Source organism: Xanthomonas hyacinthi, assembly GCF_009769165.1.
Classification (GTDB): domain Bacteria; phylum Pseudomonadota; class Gammaproteobacteria; order Xanthomonadales; family Xanthomonadaceae; genus Xanthomonas_A; species Xanthomonas_A hyacinthi.
This window is the reverse complement of record NZ_CP043476.1, coordinates 2,535,802-2,555,371: the sequence shown is the minus strand read 5'-3', so window position 1 is coordinate 2,555,371 and position 19,570 is coordinate 2,535,802. Positions and strand designations below refer to the sequence as shown.

Genomic DNA, 19,570 nt, shown 5'->3' with positions numbered 1-19,570 from the left:
TCTCCCTCACGTCATTTGACACCGTGCATCAACTTGTTGATCAGCGGTGCGATCAGGAACAACAACACCCCCGAGCCAAGCAGCGCCCAGAAGCCGAAAGTGTAGCCCTTCAGCGCCGAGGCCACGGTCATGCCGCTGTCGCCACTGACCCCTGCGGCGAAGATGCCCGACAGGTTGTTGCCGATGGCGGTGGACAGGAACCAGCCGCCCATCGCGAATCCCACCATCTTGGTCGGCGCCAGCTTGGTGGTCATCGACAGGCCGATCGGCGACAGGCACAGCTCGCCGGCGGTCTGGATCACATAGACCATGAACAGGGTCCAGAACGGGATCTTGCCGGCGCCGTCGACCAGCGAGGACAAGGCGTACATCAGCAGCGCGAAGGCCAGGCCGTTGAAGATCAGGCCCAGGCCGAACTTGCGCGGGATCGACGGATTGGCCGACTTCAGCGCCACCCACAGCCACACGAACACCGGTCCCAGCACCAGGATCGCCAGCGTATTGACCGACTGGAACCAGCCGACCGGGAACATCCAGCCGCCCAGGTCGCGCTCGACGATGTTCTGCGCGAGGAAGTTGAACGAACTGCCGGCCTGCTCGAAGAACATGAAGAACATCACGTTGAACACGAACACGATCAGCATCGCGATCGAGCGGTCGCGCGGCACGCGGCCCTCGCGGATGCCTTCGACCAGGATCATCGCGCACAGCGCCACGAACAGCGCGGTCAGGATCCAGCCGAGAATGCCGGCATCGATCAGCAGCAGCCCGTAGGCCACCGGGATCACCACCAGCGTCGCCAGCAGCACCCCGAACGTGCGCCCCATGCCCTCGCCGCCGGCCGGCGGCCGGCCGACCGCGCCGAGCTGGTGGCGTCCGATCCAGAACCACACCAGGCTGATCAGCATGCCGATGCCGGAGGCGATGAACACGTACTTGTAGGCCGGCATCGCTTCGGTGCCGAACAGCTTGTCGGCCAGCAGGCCGGTCAGGATCGGCGCGAAGAAGCCGCCGGCGTTGATGCCCATGTAGAAGATGGTGAAGCCCGAATCGCGGCGCGGATCGTTGAGCGGATACAGCTTGCCGACCATGGTCGACACGTTCGGCTTGAACAGGCCGTTGCCGGCGATGATCGTGGCCAGGCCGATCTTGAACACCTCTTCGTTCGGCACCGCGATCAGGAACAGGCCCACCGACATGACCACCGCGCCGATCAGCAGCGAGCGCTGGTAGCCGATCAGCCGGTCGGCGACGAAGCCGCCGAACAGCGCCGAGGCGTAGACCAGCGCCAGGTAGGCGCCGTACAGCCGGTTGGCCGGGGCCTCGCCCGCGCCGGAGCCCTGGAAGAACTCGGCCACGATGTACAGGGTCAGCGCCCAACGAATCCCGTAGAACGCGAAGCGCTCCCAGAACTCTGTCATGAACAGCATCCACAATGGCCGTGGATGGCCCAGCAGGGTCTTGAATTCGGGCGGTTGCGCTGGCGGCTGCGGCGGTGAGGCTGGGTGGTGCGACGCGACGTCGTCAACGCTCATGCGGTCTTCCCTTGCGTATTCAGTATGGGCTGGGGCGATTCCCGACCGGGCCGGGCAACGGGCGAGCATCACCGACAGTCGGCGCTGGCGTCAAATGGCCGGGATTGGAGAGTGGGGATTGGGGATTCGCAAGCGCCTCTCGGCCTGCGGCTGGCCGTGGAGCCCGGGCACGCCGGTGCACCTGCCCGGCGTGCGCGCTCAGGCCCCGGATTCCGCACTGCCGGCGGCCGCTCCCGGCAGCGTCGCATCGCGTCCGTCCGGCAGCCCCACCGAGGTGCGCACCTCGAACAGCTCCGGAAAGAAGGTCAGCGCCAGCGCCTGCTGCAGGAAGCCCACGCCGCTGGAGCCGCCGGTGCCGCGCTTGAAGCCGATCACCCGCATCACCGTGCGCATGTGGCGGAAGCGCCACAGCTGGAACTGGGTCTCCAGGTCCACCAGGTCCTCGCACAGCGAATACTCGCGCCAGTAGCGGTCGGTGTTCTCGTAGATGCGCTCGAACACCGGCCGCAGCAGCGGGTCGCTGACGTGCGGCTGGCGCCAGTCGCGCGCCCGGTACTGCTCGGGAATCGCATGCCCGAAGCGGGTCAGGTAGCGCAGGAACTCCTCGTACAGGCTGGGCGCTTCCAGCACCGCCTGCAGCGCCGCCTGGCCGTGCGGATCGTGGCCGAACACGCGCAGCATCTGCACGTTCTTGTTGCCGAGCAGGAACTCGATGGTGCGGTACTGCAGCGACTGGAAGCCGGAGGCCGGGCCGAGCACGTCGCGGAAGCCCATGTATTCGGACGGGGTCAGCGTCTCCAGCACCGACCACTGCTCGGTCAACTGGCGCAGCACCTGCTTGCTGCGCGCCAGCACCTTGCGGCACTGCCAGATCTGGTCGCGCTGCAGGTGCGCGATCGCCGCGCGCAGCTCGTGCGCCAGCAGCTTCAGCCACAGCTCGGAGGTCTGGTGCTGGATGATGAACAGCATCTCGTCATGGTGCGGCGGGTCGGACAGCGGCTGCTGCGCGGACAGCAGCTGGTCCAGCCGCAGGTAGCCGCCGTAGGTCAGGCGGCCTTCCAGGTCGGTGTGGATGCCGGCTTCGAGCGGGCGCTGGTTGTGTTCGACGGGCATGGGCGGGGACGGCGATCCGGGGCCGGCAAGGGTACCGCAGCGACGCCTGTCACATCCCGGTCAGCGGCGGGCGACAAACTCGGGCAGAATCGAATCGGCGCCGTGGGGGGCGCCCGGTCGTCATCCGCGGCATTTCACGCCTTCCAGGATTGGGGAGAGTCTTCGTCATGCGAACCATGCTGCTTCGGGCCGTCGTGTTGTCGTGCGCGCTTGCCTGTGCCGGAAACGGTCAGGCCCAGGTCGTCATCAGCCAGGTCTATGGCGGCGGCGGCAACAGCGGCGCCACCTACAAAAGCGATTTCATCGAACTGCACAACAACGGCAGCCAGGCGGTGAGCCTGGCCGGCTGGTCGGTGCAATACGCCTCGGCCGCCGGCAGTAGCTGGCAGGTCACCACGCTGGCCGGCAGCATCCCCGCCGGCGGCTACTACCTGGTCAAGCAGGCCGACGGCAGCGGCGGCAGCACCGCGCTGCCGACCGCGGACGCCACCGGCACCACCGCGCTGAGCGGCACCGCCGGCAAGGTCGCGCTGAGCAACGCGGCGGCCGCGCTGAGCGGCGCCTGCCCCGCCGGCAACGTGGATTTCGTCGGCTACGGCAGCAGCGCCAGCTGCGCCGAAGGCAGCGCGCCGAGCGCCGCGCCGAGCAACACCCTGGCGGTGCTGCGCGGCAACGGCGGCTGCAGCGACAGCGACAACAACAGCGCCGACTTCGCCACCGGCGCGCCGACCCCGCGCAACGCCGCAGCGGCCGCCAACCTGTGCGGCGGCGGCAACCAGCCGGTGGCCAGCGTGGCCAACCTCAGCCGCGGCGAAGGCGACAGCGGCAGCAGCGCGTTCGTGTTCACCATCGCCCTGAGTCAACCGGCCGGTAGCGGCGGGGTCGGCTTCAGCGTCGCCACCCGCGACGGCAGCGCCAGCGCCGGCAGCGACTACCAGGCCGTGGCCGCGACCAACGTGACCATTGCCGCCGGCGAAAACAGCGCTGAGGTCAGCGTGCTGGTCAATGGCGACACCGCCAACGAAGCCGACGAGACCTTCTACCTCGACATCAGCGGCATCAGCGGCGCCTTGCCGGACACGCTGACCGCCAGCGCAGTGATCCTCAACGACGACTTCGACCTGGTGCCGATCCACAGCATCCAGGGCAGCGGCGCGCGTTCGCCGCTGGTCGGGCAGGTGGTCGCCACCAGCGGCATCGTCACCGCGCGGCGCAGCGCCGGCTTCTTCCTGCAGGCGCCGGACGACCAGGCCGATGCCGATCCGCAGACCTCCGAAGGCATCTACGTCTACACCGGCAGCGCGCCGCCGGCCGAGGCCGCGGTGGGCAACGCGGTGCGGGTGCAGGCCAGCGTGCTCGAGTACGTGCCCAGCGCCGACCCCACCCAGCCGCCGCTGACCGAATTGGGCACACCGACCGTGCTGCTGCAGTCCACCGGCAATCCGCTGCCGGCCGCGGTGACGCTGACCACCCGCTTCCCCGACCCCAACGGCGCCTACGACCAGCTCGAGCGCCTGGAAGGCATGCGCGTGACCGTGCCCAGCCTGACCGTCAACGCGCCCACCGGCGGCAACGTCAACGAGACCAACGCCAGCGCCAGCAGCAACGGCGTGTTCCATGCGGTGGTCACCGGCCTGCCGCGCGCCTGGCGCACTGCCGGCGTGCAGCAGCCCGATCCGCTGCCGGCCGGTTCCCCGGCCGACGTGCCGCGCTGGAACACCAACCCGCAGGTGCTCGCGGTGGGCAGCGCCGGCCTCGGCGGCGAGCGCATCGACGTGGCCGGCGGCTGCGTGGTGCTCGGCGTCAGCGGCCCGCTGGACTACAGCTACCGCCGCTACACGATCTACCCGGAAACCGCGCCGACCGTGCACTGCAACGGCGCCGACCAGCCCAAGCCGGCCCCGGCGCCGCAGGCCGACGACGTCAATGTCGCCACCTACAACATGGAGCGCTTCTTCGACGACCAGAACGACCCGGCGATCGGCGAACCGGTGCTGACCGCGGCCGCCTACCAGGCCCGGCTCAACAAGGCCTCGCTGGCGATCCGCAACGCCCTCAACACGCCCGACATCCTCGGCACGGTGGAAGTGGAAAGCCTGAGCGTGCTGCAGACCCTGGCCAGCCGCGTCAACAGCGACGCGGTCGCCGCCGGCCAGCCCGATCCGCAGTACGTGGCCTATCTGCAGGAAGGCAACGACGTCGGCGGCATCGACGTCGGCTTCCTGGTCAAGACCGCCGCGGTCGGCGCCGGCATCGCCCGCGTGGAAGTGCTCTCGGTCAGCCAGGAAGGCAAGGCCACCACCTGGACCGAGCCGGCCGGCGGCAGCAGTCTGCTCAACGACCGCCCGCCGCTGCTGCTGAAGGCGAGCGTGCATTTCGCCGACGGCCGCAGCCTGCCGCTGACCGTGGTCGAGGTGCACCAGCGCTCGCTCAACGGCGCCGAGACCGACGACGCCAGCGGCCAGCGCATCCGCGCCAAGCGCCAGGCGCAGGCGGTGTTCCTGGCCAACCTGCTGCAGGCGCGCCAGGTGGCCGATCCCGACGAACAGCTGCTGGTGATGGGCGACTTCAACGCCTTCGAGTTCAACGACGGCTACGTCGATGCGATGGGCACGGTGACCGGCCTGCCGTCGGCCGACGCGCAGACCGTGGTCGATGGCGACGGCGCCGACCTGGTCAGCCCGGACCTGTACAACCTGACCCTGCTGTCGACCCCGGACCAGAGCTACTCCTACGCCTACGACGGCAACGTGCAGTCGCTGGACCACGTCCTGGCCAACCGCGCGCTGATGAACTCGGCACAGGTCGCGACGCTGAGCGAAGGCCACGCGCGGCTCAATGCCGACTTCCCGGCCACCGCGCGCAACGACGCCAATTCGCCGGCGCGGCTGTCCGACCACGATCCGGCGGTGGTGCTGCTCAAGCTCAAGCCGCTGCAGCGCGCCGATCTGGGCGTGACCGCGACCGCGGCCAATGCCGCGGTCTACGCCGGCGACACCATCCGCTACAGCGTCGAGGTCGGCAACGCCGGTCCGGATACCGCCCGCTTCGCCGCGGTCGCCTTCGCCCTGGACGCGGCGGTGACCCCGACCCTGACCGCCGCCCCCGGCTGGGACTGCGCCGCCCCGGACGTGGCCGCGCAGACCGTGGTGACCTGCACCACGGCGCAGTTCGCCGCCGGCGCGGCGCCGCGCTTCGAGGTCGCGGTGCCGGCCGGCACCGAGCTGGTCGGCCGCACGCTGACCCTGGCCGCCTCGGTCGCCTCGCAGACCGAGGACCCGAACGCCGGCAACAACGGCGCCAGCGCCGCGGTGGCGGTGCAGGCCGCGCCTGCCGGCAACCTGGCGCTGCGCATCGACGGCCCGGGGACGCTGCCGCTGACCGCGTTCAGCGCCAACTACCGCATCGCCCTGAGCAACCACGGCAATGCGCCGGTCAAGCGCGCCAGCCTGAGCGTCAGCGGCAACACGCTGTCGCTGCTGTCGCTGCTGGTGCCGCCACGCGGCTGGCAGTGCGTACGCCAGGGCCACAGCCTGCGCAGCGCGCAGTACCAGTGCAGTACCCACGCCGACCTGGCGCCGGGCGCCAGCGCCGCGTTCACCCTCACCACGGCGACCCGCCCGCTGCCGGCCGACCGCAGCATCGTGATCGAGGCCAGCGCCGGCTCGGCCTCGCCCGATGCCGACCCGACCGACAACGCGGCACGCTTCAGCACCCGCATCGAAGACGGCCGCTTCGGCCGCTGATCGCTGCCGCCTCAGGGCATGGCAAGGGCGTGGCCGCAACGCCGCGCCCTTGTCTTTTGCCGCCGCTCCAGAGTCCGCTGTCGCCCTTGAGCCCTCTACTGTCGAAGCCCCTCTCCCCTCGGGAGAGGGGTTGCGGAGAGGGTCGGGGGCGCAGCCACCTCGCCCTCCATTCGAATGCAGCCTTCGCCCCGACCGAGTACAGCAGGCACCAAGCCACCCAGGCCTGGACGTCCCCCGATGGACATCCACAGCCGCTGTGCGACCATCGACCGCAACGCAGCAATCGCCCGAGTGAACGCCAGCAGTGCGCACAGCCAACCCATCGCGCTTTTTTGCTGCAATCCAGCAAGATGCCGTGCTGCGGTGCAGGACGGCTTTTGTGCACGGCTTCACTTAACATGCCAGCTCATATCATTTGAAACTTGTTGTCGAGAGTGCCGTTGTCATGACCATCGCCGCGCAGTTCGAAATCGAATTCCTGCAATACCTCGACGCGGGCGGCCAGCCGGTCCGCGACGCGCTTCCGGCCGACTCGGCCAACCCGCAGACGCTGCTGGCGCTGTTCAAGCAGATGCTCTACGTGCGCACCTTCGACAGCAAGGCCGTCGCCCTGCAGCGCACCGGCAAGCTCGGCACCTACGCCTCATGCCTGGGCCACGAGGCCACCCACATCGGCATCGGCGCGGCGATGCGCAGCGGCGACGTGCTGGCGCCCAGCTACCGCGAGTACGGCGCCATGTTCATGCGCGGCGTGCGCCCGCGCGACGTGCTGCTGTACTGGGGCGGCGACGAGCGCGGCAGCGACTTCCTGCGCGATTCCGACGCGGCCCGCGATTTCCCGATCTGCGTGCCGATCTCCACCCAGTGCCTGCACGCCGCCGGCGCGGCGCTGGCGTTCAAGCTGCGCGGCGAAGGCCATGTCGCGGTCGCCACCTGCGGCGATGGCGGCTCCTCGAAGACCGATTTCTATGCTGCCCTCAATTCCGCCGGCGCCTACCAGCTGCCGCTGATCCTGTGCGTGATCAACAACGGCTGGGCGATCTCGGTGCCGCGCGCAGCGCAGACCGGCGCGCAGACCCTGGCGCAGAAGGGCCTGGCCGGCGGCCTGCACTGCCTGCAGGTGGACGGCAACGACCTGATCGCGGTGCTGGAGGCGATGCGCCAGGCGCGCGAACGCGCGCTGTCCGGCCAGGGCGGCAGCGTCATCGAATTCCTGACCTACCGCCTGTCCGACCACACCACCGCCGACGACGCACGCCGCTACCGCGACGCCGCCGAGGTCAAGCAGGCCTGGGAACGCGAGCCGCTGACCCGGCTGCGCAGCTGGCTGACCGCGCAGGGCCTGTGGAGCGAGGCCGAGGAAGCGGCCTGGAAGCAGGAATGCGCGCGCCTGGTCGACATCGAGGTCGACACCTACCTGGCAATGCCGGTGCAGCCGGTGGAGGCGATGTTCGACTATCTGTACGCCGATCCGCCGCCGGACCTGCTCGCGCAGCGCGCCGAGGCCATCGCCCTGGAACAACGCCCTGCCCTGGAGCGGCGCCATGGATGAACTCTCCCCCCGCCTTGCCGACACGGCCGCCACGCACGCGGCCGGCACCGCCCACAGCGCGGCTACAGCGCGCGGAGACAGCCCGATGACCAGCACGCCCATCACCCTGATCGAAGCGGTCACCCAGGCCCTGGCCTGGGAGCTGCAGCACGACCCGTCGGTGCTGGTGCTGGGCGAGGACGTAGGTGTCAACGGCGGCGTGTTCCGCGCCACCGCCGGCCTGCAGCAGCGCTTCGGCGCGCAGCGCGTGCTGGACACGCCGCTGGACGAGACCACCATCGCTGGCCTCAGCGTCGGCCTGGCCGCGCAGGGCATGAAGCCGGTGGCTGAGGCGCAGTTCGACGGCTTCGTCTACCCGATGGTCGATCACCTGATCTGCCACGCCGCGCGCCTGCGCACCCGCACCCGCGGCCGCCTGCACTGTCCGATGGTGCTGCGCGTGCCGTGGGGCGGCGGGATCCGCGCGCCGGAGCACCACAGCGAGGCCAACGAGGCCATCTTCACCAACGTGCCGGGCCTGCGCGTGGTGCTGCCGTCCTCGCCGCAGCGCGCCTACGGCCTGCTGCTGGCGGCGATCCGCGAGCCGGATCCGGTGATCTACATGGAACCCAAGCGCCTCTACCGGCAGTACAAGGAAGTGGTCGCCGACGATGGCGAGGCGCTGCCGCTGGACGTGTGCTTCGTGCTGCGCGACGGCAGCGACGTGACCCTGGTCGCCTGGGGCGCGCAGGTCAAGGAAGCATTGGAAGCGGCCGACAGGCTGGCCGCCGACGGCATCAGCGCCGAGGTCATCGACGTGGCTACGCTGCGCCCGCTGGACTTCGACACCATTGCCGAATCGGTGGCGCGCACCGGCCGCTGCGTGATCGTGCAGGAAGCCCCGCGCAGCGCCGGCTTCGGCGCCGAGATCGCCGCGCGCCTGGCCGAGCAGTCGATGTACGACCTGCTCGCGCCGGTGCAGCGGGTGACCGGCTACGACACGCACATCCCGTTGTACCGGCTGGAGATGAAATACCTGCCGAGCGTGGACAAGATCGTCGCGGCGGCCAAGCGTGCCGTCGCCGCAGGCTGAGATGCGCGCGCCTGCTCAGCGACTCCCGCGCCGCCTGCCCGCACCGCTCCGCTTCGGCGCCGGCGAGCGGGTGGCGCTGGACGTGCGCGACAATGAATGGCCCGCCTTCGCCTGGACCACGACCGCGGCCGGCAGCGCCGGCTGGGCGCCGCTGGCCTGGCTGCGTGCCAGCGGCGACGGCCACGCCGAGGCCTTGCGCGACGACGATGCGCGCGAACTGGATGCCGCGCAGGGCGACACCGTGACCCTGCATCACGAATACGGCGACTGGTGGTGGGCCGAGCGCGCCGATGGCGCGCAGGGCTGGCTGCCGGCGCGCGACCTGGAACTGCTGGAAGAGACCCCATGAACGAAACCAAGAACTTCAATCTGCCCGACCTGGGCGAAGGCCTGCCCGACGCCACCATCGTCGAATGGTTCGTCAAGGAAGGCGACAGCATCCAGCTCGACGAGCCGCTGGTGTCGATGGAAACCGCCAAGGCGGTGGTCGAAGTGCCCTCGCCGGTCTCGGGCAAGGTGCTGAAACTGGCCGGCGCGCCGGGCGACATCATCGTCACCGGCAGCATGCTGGCGCAGTTCGCGCCCGACCCCAGCATGCCGCAACGCGCCGAAGGCCAGGACACCGGCCACCACCACGGCGGCGCCGCGGCGGCCAGCCCCGGCAAGGGCGCCGGCGCCGATGCGCGGGGCGACAACGGCCGCGTGGTCGCCTCCGACAAAGGCGGCGAACTGCAGGCGGCCGACGCCACGCAACCCCGCGGCGAAGGCGACGATGCCGGCACCGTGGTCGGCGCGATGCAGAGCTCCAACAGCGTGCACAGCGAGCGCACGGTCTCGGTCGGCGGGGTCCGCGCGATGCCGGCGGTACGCGCGCTGGCCAGGAAACTGGGCGTGGATCTGGCGCGGGTACGCGCCAGCGGCGGCGACGGCGCGGTGACCCTGGCCGACGTGAAGCAGGCCGCCGCCGACGGTTCGGCCGTTGTAGGAGCGGCTGAAGCCGCGACCGCACGGTCACCGCAGGTCGCGGCTGATGGCCCGAGGCCACCCGGAGCCGCTCCTCCTACAACGGCGCCAGCGCCTGCCGCACCCGCGCGCACGCCGCTGTCCGCTGCCGGCAAGCCGATGCGCACGCAGCCGCCCGGCGTCGCCGCCCACGGCCAGCCGGAGCCGCTCAAGGGTGTGCGCCGCAACATGGCACGGGTGATGGCGCAGGCGCAGCGCCAGGTGGTGCTGACCACGCTCAACGACGACGCCGACCTGCACGCCTGGACGCCCGGCAACGACACCACGGTGCGCCTGGTACGTGCGCTCGTCGCCGCCTGCCAGGCGGTGCCGGCACTCAATGCCTGGTTCGACGGCGACGCGCTGACCCGCACCCTGCACGCGCAGGTCGATATCGGCATCGCCGTGGACACCGACGAGGGCCTGTTCGTGCCGGCGCTGCGCAACGCCGACATGCTCGACGCGCGCGGCATCCGCGAAGGCGTCAACCGCCTGCGCCAGCAGGTGCAGGCGCGCAGCATCGCCGCCTCGGAACTGAGCGGCTACACCATTTCGCTGTCCAACTTCGGCATGTTCGCCGGCCGCTACGCCACCCCGATCGTGGTGCCGCCATGCGTGGCGATCGTCGCCGCCGGCCGTGCCCGCCACCAGCTGGTGCCGGTGCTGGGCGGGGTGGAGACGCACCGGCTGCTGCCGCTGTCGCTGAGCTTCGACCACCGCGCCTGTACCGGCGGCGAGGCGGCGCGCTTCCTGCGCGCGATGATCGACGACCTGGCGCTGGCCGGCTGAACTGCGGGCCGCCGCCGCGCCTGCAGGCGGCGGCCGTTGCGCCGGATCAGTTGCGCTCGTCGAAGGCCTGGATGACTTGCAGCGCCACCTCGGTCACGCCGCTGGCGTTCTGCAGCTGCAGCAGCGCCGCGTGCGCGGCCTCGACCGAGGCGTAGCGGATCACCGCGCTGCCGTCGATCGCCGAGGCGTAGACCAGGGTGCCGCCGGTCCTGCGCGCCAGCGCTTCGACCACCCCCGGCGTGGTGCCGAACAGCTTGAGCTTGGGCGCGACCAGCACTGTCTGCTCGGTCAGCTCGTTGATCGCCGCGGCCAGGCGTTCGTCCGGCCTGGAAGGATCGGGTGGCGCCTGCGCCGCGTTGCGTGCGTCGCTCCCCAGCAGGATCGCGTACGGGCCGATCGACGCCACCACGCCGGCGCCCGCATGCGCCATGTGCCGGTCGCGCGGACGCGCCTCGACGCGCAGCCGCACCACCGCACCGGGGATCAGGCGATAGGTCGAATGGCCCAACGTGAAGCGCGCGCCGGTCGCCGCTTGCCGCAGCGCCTGGATATCCGGCGCCTGCGCCGAAAGCGGCGAGGCCAGCACGACCGCGCCCAACGCCATGCCGAGTACGCCGCGCGCGGCGCAGCCGAGCACGCGATGGCGCGCGGCCAAGACCAGCGAACGCCGCTGCCGGCACGTGCGCGTCGCCGCGGCAAGCGCAGCCGACATCGGCCGCAGGAGCGAACCGCTCATACCGTTGCGATCCCGAGGTGGAGGAAGGACACTCGTCGGCAGCCAATGCCACACTGACGAAATGCGGCCGATATATAGCAACCCGCCAGCGGCGGCGGCAATCTCCAATCTCCCCAACAGTGACTTGCCCCGCATTTTGGATCGCGCGCGCCTACCGATTAACTCCCTGCATGCTGCGGGGACGCCGCCGCGGCTTTTCCAAAATCCGGAAAAGTGTCGCAATCGAAATGGCGAATTGTGCAAAATTCAGCAGAAAACAGGTGATTTTTCGCAATTTCGCCGATATCACGCCACCTCCTCCCGCGACGCCGCGGCAGCCCACGCGTGGCCTTGCGATAAACAGCGCATACCCAACGAAATGCAACCCGCTGACCGTGCACGGCGCCCGTTTGCGCGGAGCGCCAGGTTCGTCTGCCGCAGGCGCGGCTTGATCGGGCGCTCGGGCGCCGGCCTGGCCGGCGAACTGCCGGCCGCTGCGACTGCTGCGACTGCTGCCGCTGCACTGCAGCGGCGCGCCCGCTGCCGGCGTGCGGCAGCGGCACCTGCCGACCCCCGCACGTGCTCGCGACGCACGCTCGGGCGCACGCCCGCCTCGCGCGCAGCGCCGGCTGCGGTTAGGCTGCGCGCCTGCATCCATCGCGATGCGGCGCGCCCTCCGCCGGATTAGCCGACCGTCCCTTCCCTGGATTCCGTTGCATGCCATTCGCCACGCTGGGCCTCGCGCCCGAGCTGCTGCCCGCGTTTTCCCGCGCGCTCGACGCCGCCGGCTATACCGCGCCCACCGCCATCCAGGCGCAGGCGGTCGCGCCGATCCTGCGCGGCGACGACCTGCTGGCCTGCGCGGCGACCGGCTCCGGCAAGACCGCCGCGTTCGCGCTGCCGCTGCTGCAGCACGCGGCGCTGGCGCCGCCCAGCCGCCGCGTACGCGGCCTGGTACTGGTGCCGACCCGCGAGCTGGCCGCGCAGGTCGGCGATACCTTGCAGGCGCTGGGCCGCTACCTGCCGCGGCGCGTCAAGGTGGCCACCGTCGCCGGCGGCGCCTCGATCAATCCGCAGATGCTGAAGCTGCGCGGCGGCGCCGACATCGTCGTGGCCACCCCGGGCCGGCTGCTCGACCTGGTCGCGCACAACGCGCTGGACCTTGGCGCGGTGCGCACGCTGGTGCTGGACGAGGCCGACCGCCTGCTGGCGCTGGGCTTCGAGGAGGAACTGGGCCGGATCCTGGCGCTGCTGCCGCCGCGCCGACAGACCCTGCTGTTCTCGGCCACCTTCCCGGCCGAGGTGGAGGTGCTGGCGCGGCGCCTGCTGCGCGGACCGCGGCGCCTCGGCGAGGGCGCTGCCGCCGCGGCCCCGGCGACGCTCCGCCAACGTGCGATCGAGGTCGACAGCGCGCAGCGCACCGCGCTGCTGCGGCACCTGCTGCACAGCGAAGCCTGGCCGCAGGCGCTGGTGTTCGTGGCCAGCCAGCGCGGCGCCGACACGCTGGCCGAGAAGCTGGGCAAGGCTGGCGTGCCGGCGCAGCCGTTCCATGGCGAGCTCAGCCAGGGCCGCCGCAACCAGGCCCTGGCCGGGTTCAGGAGCGGCCAGCTGCAGGTCCTGGTCGCCACCGACGTGGCCGCGCGCGGGCTGGACATCGCGCAGCTGCCGGTGGTGGTCAACTACGACCTGCCGCGCGCCACCGCCGACTACACCCACCGCATCGGCCGCACCGGGCGCGCCGGCGCCGACGGCCTAGCGGTGAGCTTCGTCGACGCGGCCAGCGCGGCGCATCTGCGCCTGATCGAAAAGCGCCAGCAGCTGCGCGTGCCGCGCGAGCGCATCGCCGGTTTCGAACCGGCGCAGGCAACCCTGCCCGCCACCGAGGCCGCACCTGGCAACGGCGGCATCAAGGGCAAGCGCCCGAGCAAGAAGGACAAGCTGCGCGCGGCGCATGCGCAGGGCGGTGGCGAGTCGCCGGCGAAGGAATGATCGGGGTTCCTGCGCATCCTGCAGCGGACCAGTCGGGGCGCTGCAGGAAGCGGCTTCAGCTCCGACAGCGGCCGCAGCCGGCACGGTTCGAGACCTCGTTCGTCGCGGCTGACGCCGCCGCTACAAAGGCAATCGGCCGAGCGACAGACCCTAGGGCGTGTCATCAATTAAGCAGGATGACAGAGGCGATCCAGTAAATCGCGCCGAGGAAGTTGCCGGCGGTCTTGTCGTATCGGGTGGCAATGGCCCGGTACTGCTTGAGTTTGGCAAAGAAGTTCTCGATCAGGTGTCGATCCTTGTACAGCACCCGGTCGTAGTCGCGCTGCACTTTGCGCGTTGGATGGGAGGGGATGACAATCTGCGTCCCCTGCCGCTGCATCGGCTCGATGACACGTGCCCTGGCATCGTAGGCGCGGTCAGCGAGCAGGGCGCCGACCGACAGTTGCGGCAGCAACGCATCTGCACCTTCCAGATCCGACGCCTGGCCTGCGGTCAGATGAAACGCCACCGGATTGCCCAGTGCATCGACCACGGCGTGGATCTTGCTGCTTAGCCCGCCTCGGCTGCGTCCGATGGCCTGCGGCGCCCCCCTTTTGCCCCGGCGCTGTGCTGATGCGCCCGGACGATGGTGCTGTCGATCATCGCGTACTCATTGTCCGCCTCCTCTGACAGGGCGTGGAACACGCGTTGCCAGACGCCGGACCGGCTCCAGCGGCTATGCCGCAGGTGGATCACGCGGAAGTCGCCGAAGCGCTCAGGCAGATCCCGCCAGGGGATGCCGGCTCGGTAGCGGTAGAGCACGGCTTCGACAAACAGCCGGTTGTCCTTGGCGGTCTGTCCTGGTCTAATTCTCGTGGACACCTCGATAGGGGATGATCATCTCCAACGAGGACTTTGAACGACATGACGCCCCGTAGCCGTAGCCGTAGAACTTTCGACACCGCCTTCAAGCTACAGGTGGTGCAGATGATCCAAGACCAAGGCCTGAGTGTGGGCCAGGTGTGCCGCGACCTGGACCTGGTAGACAGCGCGGTGCGCCGGTGGCTGGCCCAGTCCGAGGCCGAGCAGGCTGGCCAGCCGGGACAAGGCAGGCCGCTGACCCCCGAGCAGCAACGCATCCGCCAACTGGAGCGTGAGAACCAGCGGCTAGGCGAGGATGTGTCGATCCTAAAAAAAGCATCGGCCTTCTTCGCCCGGGAACTGAAGTGATCCAGCAGATGATCCATCAGTGGCAGGAGAAGGCCGACACCACCCGGTTGTGCCGGCTTGTGGGCGTGAGCCGTTCTGGGGTGTATGCCGCTCGGCGGCGGTCAGCGCCGAGGGCCTGCGCCCTCACGGCGCCCTTGCAATCGGCCTTCCAGGCTAGCGGCGGCAACTACGGCAGCCGCCGGCTGTGCGCCGCCCTGAAGGCCCAGGGCCTGCCCGCCGGTCGCTATCGGGTCCGCGGCCTGATGAAGCAGCAGGGGCTGAAGGCGCGCTGGAAGCGCAAGTTCGTCCATACCACCGACAGCCGGCACGAGATGCCGGTAGCCGACAACCTTCTGGATCGGCGCTTCAACCCGGAAGCCCCCGACCAGGCCTGGGTGGCCGACATCACCTACATCCGCACCGAGCGCGGCTGGCTGTACCTGGCCGCGGTGCTGGACCTGTACTCACGCAAGGTGGTCGGCTGGGCGATGGCCCCGAACATGCCTGCCGAGCTGGTCTGCACCGCCTTGCAGATGGCCATCGCCCTGCGCCAGCCCAAGCCGGGGCTGATCGTGCATAGCGACCGCGGCAGCCAATACGCCAGCCAGGCCCACCGCGACCTACTGGCACGCCACGGTCTGCTCGCCAGCATGAGCCGCCGGGGCAACTGCTGGGACAACGCGGTGATGGAGCGGTTCTTCCTGAACCTGAAAATGGAGCGGGTCTGGCAGCGCCGCTACGCCAACCCCGCCGAGGCCGTTGCTGACATCACCCATTACATCGTCGCCTTCTACAACACCCACCGGCTGCACTCCACCCTCGGCTATCGATCGCCTGCCGACTACGAGAAAGCCACCACCTGAAATCCCCTATCTCCGTGTCCACCAAAACTTGACCACGACAGTCACACCCACATGGCCGGCTCGGCCGGGGAGCAGGTCACGGATGCGATCCCACTGATCGTCTCGCAGGGCGTAGCGGCGTGCCATTGCAGGGGTGTGCAGGAAAGAAAGGGGCAACAAGCATCGCCTATCCGAACAATTGATGACAATCCCTAGGGCGCGCAGGCCGCCAGTTTCTGGTCGGCGTACCACAGCGCGCGCCGCGCCAGGTCGTAGGCGCTGTCGGCGGCGCGCGGCAGCGTCTGCTGCGCCAGGATCGGGTCGGCACCGCGGGCCATGGCTTTTTCCACCCGCTGCAGTTCGTCCAGGTTGTCCAGCACCGGCTGCAGCAGGCGGCTGCGCTGCGCCGCCGGGCAGGCCGCACGGCGCTGCTCCAGTTCGCCGATCGCCTTGCGGATGCGGCGGCTGGCCTCGCCGTCCAGGCCCGGCGCCTTCGCCGACGCGATCGGTGCGGCCTTGTAGGCATCGCCGGTGGCCTCGCTGCCGAGGTCGCCCGGGCGCTCGTGCAGCGCCGGATTGAAACGCACGTCCGGCGGCGGCCGCGCCACCGCCGGCTGGTGGGTGCTCTTGGGCAGCATCTTCTTCATCGCATCGCCGATGCCCTGCATCGCCACGTCGCCCAGAGTACCGCTGGTGGCCCAGTCCTTCTCGAAGCGGGTGGAGCGGTAGTCGATCGGGTTCGGGCGCTCGAACAGGCGCTTGGCCTTGGCCAGGTCGCGCGGATTGGTGGTGCCCGGCGGGGTGCCCGGCGCCTCGGCGAACGGATCCACCGCCACGCCGTCCGGCAACCGCGCGCTGCCGTCGCGGGTGTACAGCGTGGCGCTCATCGACGCCGCCGGCGTGGCCACGGCGGCGGCGGTGCGGGTCGGGGGCGGCGCTTGCGCCGCGCGCGCGGCGGCCGGCGCGCGCCGTGCCGCGGCATGCGCCGCGGACTGAGCGACGTGCGGTTGCGGCGGCGGTGCGGCGACCGGGACCGAGCGCGGCACGAACACCAGCCGCATCGCGTCGTGGGCACGCGCCGGCGCCGCCGCTGGCGCGATCAACAGCAGGCGGCCCAGCAGCAGCAGGATCAGCACGGTGGTGGTGGCCGCACCCAGGCGCAGCAGCCGGTCTTCCGCAGGCGCAGACGTCACGACGATCGAGATTCCATAGCGCGGTAGGCGTCCACCGGGGGATTGTCCCCGGACCGCGCTATGGTGCCGTGAGTTTCTGTGCCGCAACGTGTCAACCGACGTCCAACGCCGCCACCGCACGGCATGCGCCGCCGGACGGCGGATGCAACCGCCCGCCACGCTTGACGCTGCGCCATGCCGCGAGGAAACCGGCCAAGGTGGCCCGCGCCGTCCCGGCGACAGCCGGCGTACAGCCAGCGCGCGCCGGCACCACCGATGACACCCTTGTTATGGAGACGCACCCGCTGTGGAAACGCACCTGCCGTGGAGCATGCAATGATCCGCTGCTTGCGCCCCTGCCTGCTCAGCGCCGCCGCAGCCCTGCCGGCCAGCGCCGCGCCCTCGCACCTGGACGCCATCGCGCAGCGCGGCAGCCTGCCACCGCGCCGCGCACCACCGCCTGAGCGCCGGACACGGCAACGTGGCCTAGCCCGATCGCGTTCACGGGCCCTAGACAACGCGATCGGCGCAGGAAAGCGGCGGCGAGCTGCATCGCAGCGGCTTCGGCGTACGCAGCCGAAAGCGACGGCGTCAGCCCGGATCGGGTGCGATCAGCCACCCAGGCCGAGCTGTTCGGCCAGGTCGGTGCGCGGCGAACGGCCGTACAGGCGGCTGTATTCGCGACTGAACTGCGACGGGCTCTGATAGCCGACGCGATAGCCGGCCGAGCCCACGTCCATCCGCTCCACCACCATCAAGCGCCGCGCCTCGCGCAGGCGCAGCTGCTTTTGGTATTGCAGCGGGCTCATCGAGGTCACCGCGTTGAAATGGTGGTGCAGCGAGGAGGCGCTCATGTTCACCTGCCGTGCCAGGTCCTCGATCCGCAGCGGCTGGGCGTAGTGCTGGCGCAGCCACGCGATCGCCTTGGCGATGCGGTTGCTGGGGCTGTCCTCCTGCGCGATGCGCAGCAGGTTCGGTCCGCACGGACCGGTCAGCAGGCGATACAGGATCTCCTGCTCGATCAGCGGCGCCATCGCCGCGATGTCCTCGGGCCGTTCGAGCAGCCTGAGCATGCGCAGCGTCGCATCCAGCAGCGCCGGGCAGGCGGTGTTGACCGACACGCTGCGCACACAGTCGGCGCTGGCCTGCGCCGGCAGCGGGATGCGCTCGAGCAGCTCGCGCAGCCGGTCCGGCCGGATCGCCATGCCCACGCTCAGCAGCGGCTGCTCCGGGCTGGCCTGGGTGATCCGCGACACCACCGGCAGGTCCAGCGCCACCAGCAGGTAGGTGCCGACGCCGTAGCGGTATTCCTCCGTGCCCAGGCTCAGGCACTTCTCGCCCTGCACCACCAGGGCGAAGCACGGCCATTGCGCGGTGTGCGTCTTCGGCGACGGCGCGGTGCGGTGCGAGCAGAACAAGCCGTCGATGGCGGTGTCGCCATCGCCGTCGGGGGCGGCCAATCGGGCAACCAGTGTGGCCATTTCTCGATAGCGGTCGGCAAGCGCGGTCATCGGCGTCGGGCGTAGTGGCGGGCAATCGAGGAACGTACAGCTTGCCTGATGCTGCGACGGCGCGGTCGCCGCCGCGGCACGCTTTGCAGGATCGGACAAGAATTCCGCGGGATCGCGATAACCCGCCGCGGCGCCGCGCTCGCATTCTGTGCAGGCCGGATCCCCCGCCGCGTCTACCGGAGTGCTCCCATGCCCGCCCTGCTTTCCTGCTGCCCCCGCCATACGCCGATCGCCGCCGCCGCGCCGTGCCGCACCCATTCCCCGCACTGCGCCGCGCCGCGCAAAGCGCAGGGCTGAGCCGATGCAAGCGCATCGCGAAGCCCTGGAAATCACCACCTTCCGCCTGCAGGACTGCACCTGGCGCACCTTCCTGCGCGCCAACGCCGAGGTCGATGCCTGGCTACAGCGCCAGCCCGGCTTCCGCTCGCGGCGCATCGCGCGGCGCCGCGACGGCACCGTGGTCGACATGCTGCTGTGGGACAGCGTGGCGCACGGCACCGCCTCGGCCCGGCGGCTGATGCGCGAACTGCGCGGCGCCGCGATCCACGCGCTGATCGATCCGGACACGGTGTCCTGGGACATCGCGCCGGTGCAGCACGCCAGCGGCGAGGAGCGCGGCGACCGCGAGGACGCAGCCGAAGCCGACAGCCTCGCGGCCTAGGAAGCGCGAGCGCTCGCAGCCGCCGCCGCGCTCACACCCAGCCGCGGCGGCGGAACCACGCCAGCGGCAGCACCACGCTCAGCGCGATCACGGCCAGCGCCCAGGAATAGGCGTCGTGCCACTTGAGCTCGGGCAGGTGCGCGAAGTTCATGCCCCAGATGCCGACCAGCACCGTCGGCGGAATGCCCACCACCGACGCCACCGCCATCACCTTCATCACGTTGTTCTGGTCCATGTTGATCATGCCCAGCACGCTGTCGAGCAGGAACTCGACGCGGTCGTCCAGGTGCTGCTCGAACTCGCTCAGGGTGACCAGGTCCTTGTGCAGCAGGCCGACGCGCTTGCCCGCATCGGCGCCGAACCAGTCCGGCGCGGCGCCGTCGAGGTAGGTGGCCAGGCGCAACAGGCCCTGCCCGGCGTTGTGCATGCCGCCCAGCCGCCGGCCCATGCCGCCGACCGCGTGCAGCATCCGCTCCAGGTCGCGCGAGGTGTGCGGTTCGTCGAAGGCCACGCGGGTGGTCTCGGTGATCTCCGCTGGGCTGGCACAGGTCCACCCGGCAGAACGGCTGCGCGGACGTTCCGGCGATGCGCTGGATCGTGATCATCGGGATCGGCGTGATGGCGGGAGGGCGCGAGCATCCGCCGCCGCGGCTGAAAACGGCGCAGACACGCGCCGCGGCCGG

General features: G+C 70.5%; 13 protein-coding genes and 3 pseudogenes. 8 read left to right on the top strand and 8 right to left on the bottom strand.

Translation table 11 applies throughout. The annotated features are described in order from the left end of the window. Positions 1–11: 11 nt before the first annotated feature. On the bottom strand, positions 12–1,535 hold the full coding sequence (locus FZ025_RS11340) for a peptide MFS transporter (RefSeq protein WP_046978778.1): 1,524 nt from the start codon (positions 1,533–1,535) through the stop codon (positions 12–14). A gap of 198 nt (positions 1,536–1,733) precedes the next feature. Then, positions 1,734–2,648 (bottom strand): tryptophan 2,3-dioxygenase, encoded by a 915-nt coding sequence (locus tag FZ025_RS11335; RefSeq protein ID WP_046978777.1) that lies wholly within the window; start codon positions 2,646–2,648, stop codon positions 1,734–1,736. Between the two features lie 167 nt (positions 2,649–2,815). Between FZ025_RS11335 and FZ025_RS11330 the strand changes: the two genes are divergently transcribed. The 5 genes and pseudogenes from FZ025_RS11330 (at position 2,816) to FZ025_RS11310 (ending at position 10,809) form a co-directional block, all read left to right on the top strand. After that, positions 2,816–6,394: a lamin tail domain-containing protein gene (locus FZ025_RS11330; protein WP_046978776.1), complete on the top strand. Its 3,579-nt coding sequence runs from the start codon at positions 2,816–2,818 to the stop codon at positions 6,392–6,394. A 445-nt stretch (positions 6,395–6,839) separates the two neighbouring features. Next, positions 6,840–7,946, top strand: coding sequence for a pyruvate dehydrogenase (acetyl-transferring) E1 component subunit alpha (pdhA, locus tag FZ025_RS11325; RefSeq protein WP_046978775.1), 1,107 nt, complete (start codon positions 6,840–6,842; stop codon positions 7,944–7,946). After that, positions 7,939–9,018, top strand: a complete 1,080-nt coding sequence (locus FZ025_RS11320) for an alpha-ketoacid dehydrogenase subunit beta (RefSeq protein ID WP_046978774.1) — start codon at positions 7,939–7,941, stop codon at positions 9,016–9,018. Before pdhA ends, FZ025_RS11320 begins: the two co-directional genes overlap by 8 nt. After that, positions 9,015–9,367: pseudogene (locus tag FZ025_RS11315) on the top strand (SH3 domain-containing protein). The gene FZ025_RS11320 and the pseudogene FZ025_RS11315 overlap by 4 nt, the downstream one beginning before the upstream one ends. Continuing rightward, positions 9,364–10,809 (top strand): dihydrolipoamide acetyltransferase family protein, encoded by a 1,446-nt coding sequence (locus tag FZ025_RS11310; RefSeq protein WP_104558490.1) that lies wholly within the window; start codon positions 9,364–9,366, stop codon positions 10,807–10,809. Before FZ025_RS11315 ends, FZ025_RS11310 begins: the two are co-directional and overlap by 4 nt. 46 nt (positions 10,810–10,855) lie before the next feature. Here the strand turns inward: FZ025_RS11310 and FZ025_RS11305 are convergent, their stop codons facing one another. Continuing rightward, a complete protein-coding gene (locus FZ025_RS11305) occupies positions 10,856–11,545 on the bottom strand; it encodes a hypothetical protein (protein ID WP_053057335.1) in 690 nt (229 codons plus the stop codon). A 696-nt stretch (positions 11,546–12,241) separates the two neighbouring features. On the opposite strand from FZ025_RS11305, the gene FZ025_RS11300 reads away from it, so the two are divergent. Beyond that, a complete protein-coding gene (locus FZ025_RS11300; protein WP_046980706.1) occupies positions 12,242–13,513 on the top strand; it encodes a DEAD/DEAH box helicase in 1,272 nt (423 codons plus the stop codon). Between the two features lie 163 nt (positions 13,514–13,676). Here the strand turns inward: FZ025_RS11300 and FZ025_RS11295 are convergent. After that, a protein-coding gene (locus FZ025_RS11295; protein WP_386269821.1) for an IS5 family transposase occupies positions 13,677–14,380 on the bottom strand; the annotation gives its coding sequence in 2 pieces (ribosomal slippage) (positions 13,677–14,104 and positions 14,104–14,380; 705 coding nt in all). Positions 14,381–14,416: 36 nt separating this feature from the next. Between FZ025_RS11295 and FZ025_RS11290 the strand changes: the two genes are divergently transcribed. Further along, positions 14,417–15,564, top strand: a protein-coding gene (locus tag FZ025_RS11290) for an IS3 family transposase (protein WP_208803614.1) whose coding sequence is annotated in 2 segments (ribosomal slippage) — positions 14,417–14,693 and positions 14,693–15,564 — 1,149 coding nt in all. Because the reading frame shifts where the segments join, the coding sequence is not laid out codon by codon here. Between the two features lie 39 nt (positions 15,565–15,603). Here FZ025_RS11290 and FZ025_RS11285 read toward each other — a convergent pair. From FZ025_RS11285 to FZ025_RS11275, 3 genes and pseudogenes are all read right to left on the bottom strand, one after another. Then, positions 15,604–15,690: pseudogene (locus tag FZ025_RS11285) on the bottom strand (IS5/IS1182 family transposase); the annotation flags it as partial. 65 nt (positions 15,691–15,755) lie between these two features. Then, the gene (locus tag FZ025_RS11280) at positions 15,756–16,736 is read right to left on the bottom strand and encodes a hypothetical protein (protein ID WP_244292356.1); all 981 of its coding nucleotides are present in this window, start codon (positions 16,734–16,736) and stop codon (positions 15,756–15,758) included. A 590-nt stretch (positions 16,737–17,326) separates the two neighbouring features. After that, complete coding sequence (locus FZ025_RS11275; protein ID WP_046978790.1) at positions 17,327–18,226, bottom strand: AraC family transcriptional regulator; 900 nt, start codon at positions 18,224–18,226, stop codon at positions 17,327–17,329. A gap of 301 nt (positions 18,227–18,527) precedes the next feature. Between FZ025_RS11275 and FZ025_RS22390 the strand changes: the two genes are divergently transcribed. Continuing rightward, on the top strand, positions 18,528–18,887 hold the full coding sequence (locus tag FZ025_RS22390) for a hypothetical protein (RefSeq protein ID WP_046978791.1): 360 nt from the start codon (positions 18,528–18,530) through the stop codon (positions 18,885–18,887). 31 nt (positions 18,888–18,918) lie between these two features. On the opposite strand, the pseudogene FZ025_RS11265 reads toward FZ025_RS22390, so the two are convergent. Further along, positions 18,919–19,431: pseudogene (locus FZ025_RS11265) on the bottom strand (CorA family divalent cation transporter); the annotation flags it as partial. Between the last annotated feature and the right edge of the window lie 139 nt (positions 19,432–19,570).

Excerpts from the sequence above, each read along its gene's own strand:
- FZ025_RS11275 (WP_046978790.1), bottom strand. The coding sequence starts at position 18,226 with ATGACCGCGCTTGCCGACCGCTATCGAGAAATGGCCACACTGGTTGCC.
- pdhA (WP_046978775.1), top strand. The coding sequence starts at position 6,840 with ATGACCATCGCCGCGCAGTTCGAAATCGAATTCCTGCAATACCTCGAC.
- FZ025_RS11330 (WP_046978776.1), top strand. The coding sequence starts at position 2,816 with ATGCGAACCATGCTGCTTCGGGCCGTCGTGTTGTCGTGCGCGCTTGCC.
- FZ025_RS11320 (WP_046978774.1), top strand. The coding sequence starts at position 7,939 with ATGGATGAACTCTCCCCCCGCCTTGCCGACACGGCCGCCACGCACGCG.
- FZ025_RS11310 (WP_104558490.1), top strand. The coding sequence starts at position 9,364 with ATGAACGAAACCAAGAACTTCAATCTGCCCGACCTGGGCGAAGGCCTG.
- FZ025_RS11300 (WP_046980706.1), top strand. The coding sequence starts at position 12,242 with ATGCCATTCGCCACGCTGGGCCTCGCGCCCGAGCTGCTGCCCGCGTTT.
- FZ025_RS11340 (WP_046978778.1), bottom strand. The coding sequence starts at position 1,535 with ATGAGCGTTGACGACGTCGCGTCGCACCACCCAGCCTCACCGCCGCAG.
- FZ025_RS11335 (WP_046978777.1), bottom strand. The coding sequence starts at position 2,648 with ATGCCCGTCGAACACAACCAGCGCCCGCTCGAAGCCGGCATCCACACC.
- FZ025_RS22390 (WP_046978791.1), top strand. The coding sequence starts at position 18,528 with ATGCAAGCGCATCGCGAAGCCCTGGAAATCACCACCTTCCGCCTGCAG.
- FZ025_RS11305 (WP_053057335.1), bottom strand. The coding sequence starts at position 11,545 with ATGAGCGGTTCGCTCCTGCGGCCGATGTCGGCTGCGCTTGCCGCGGCG.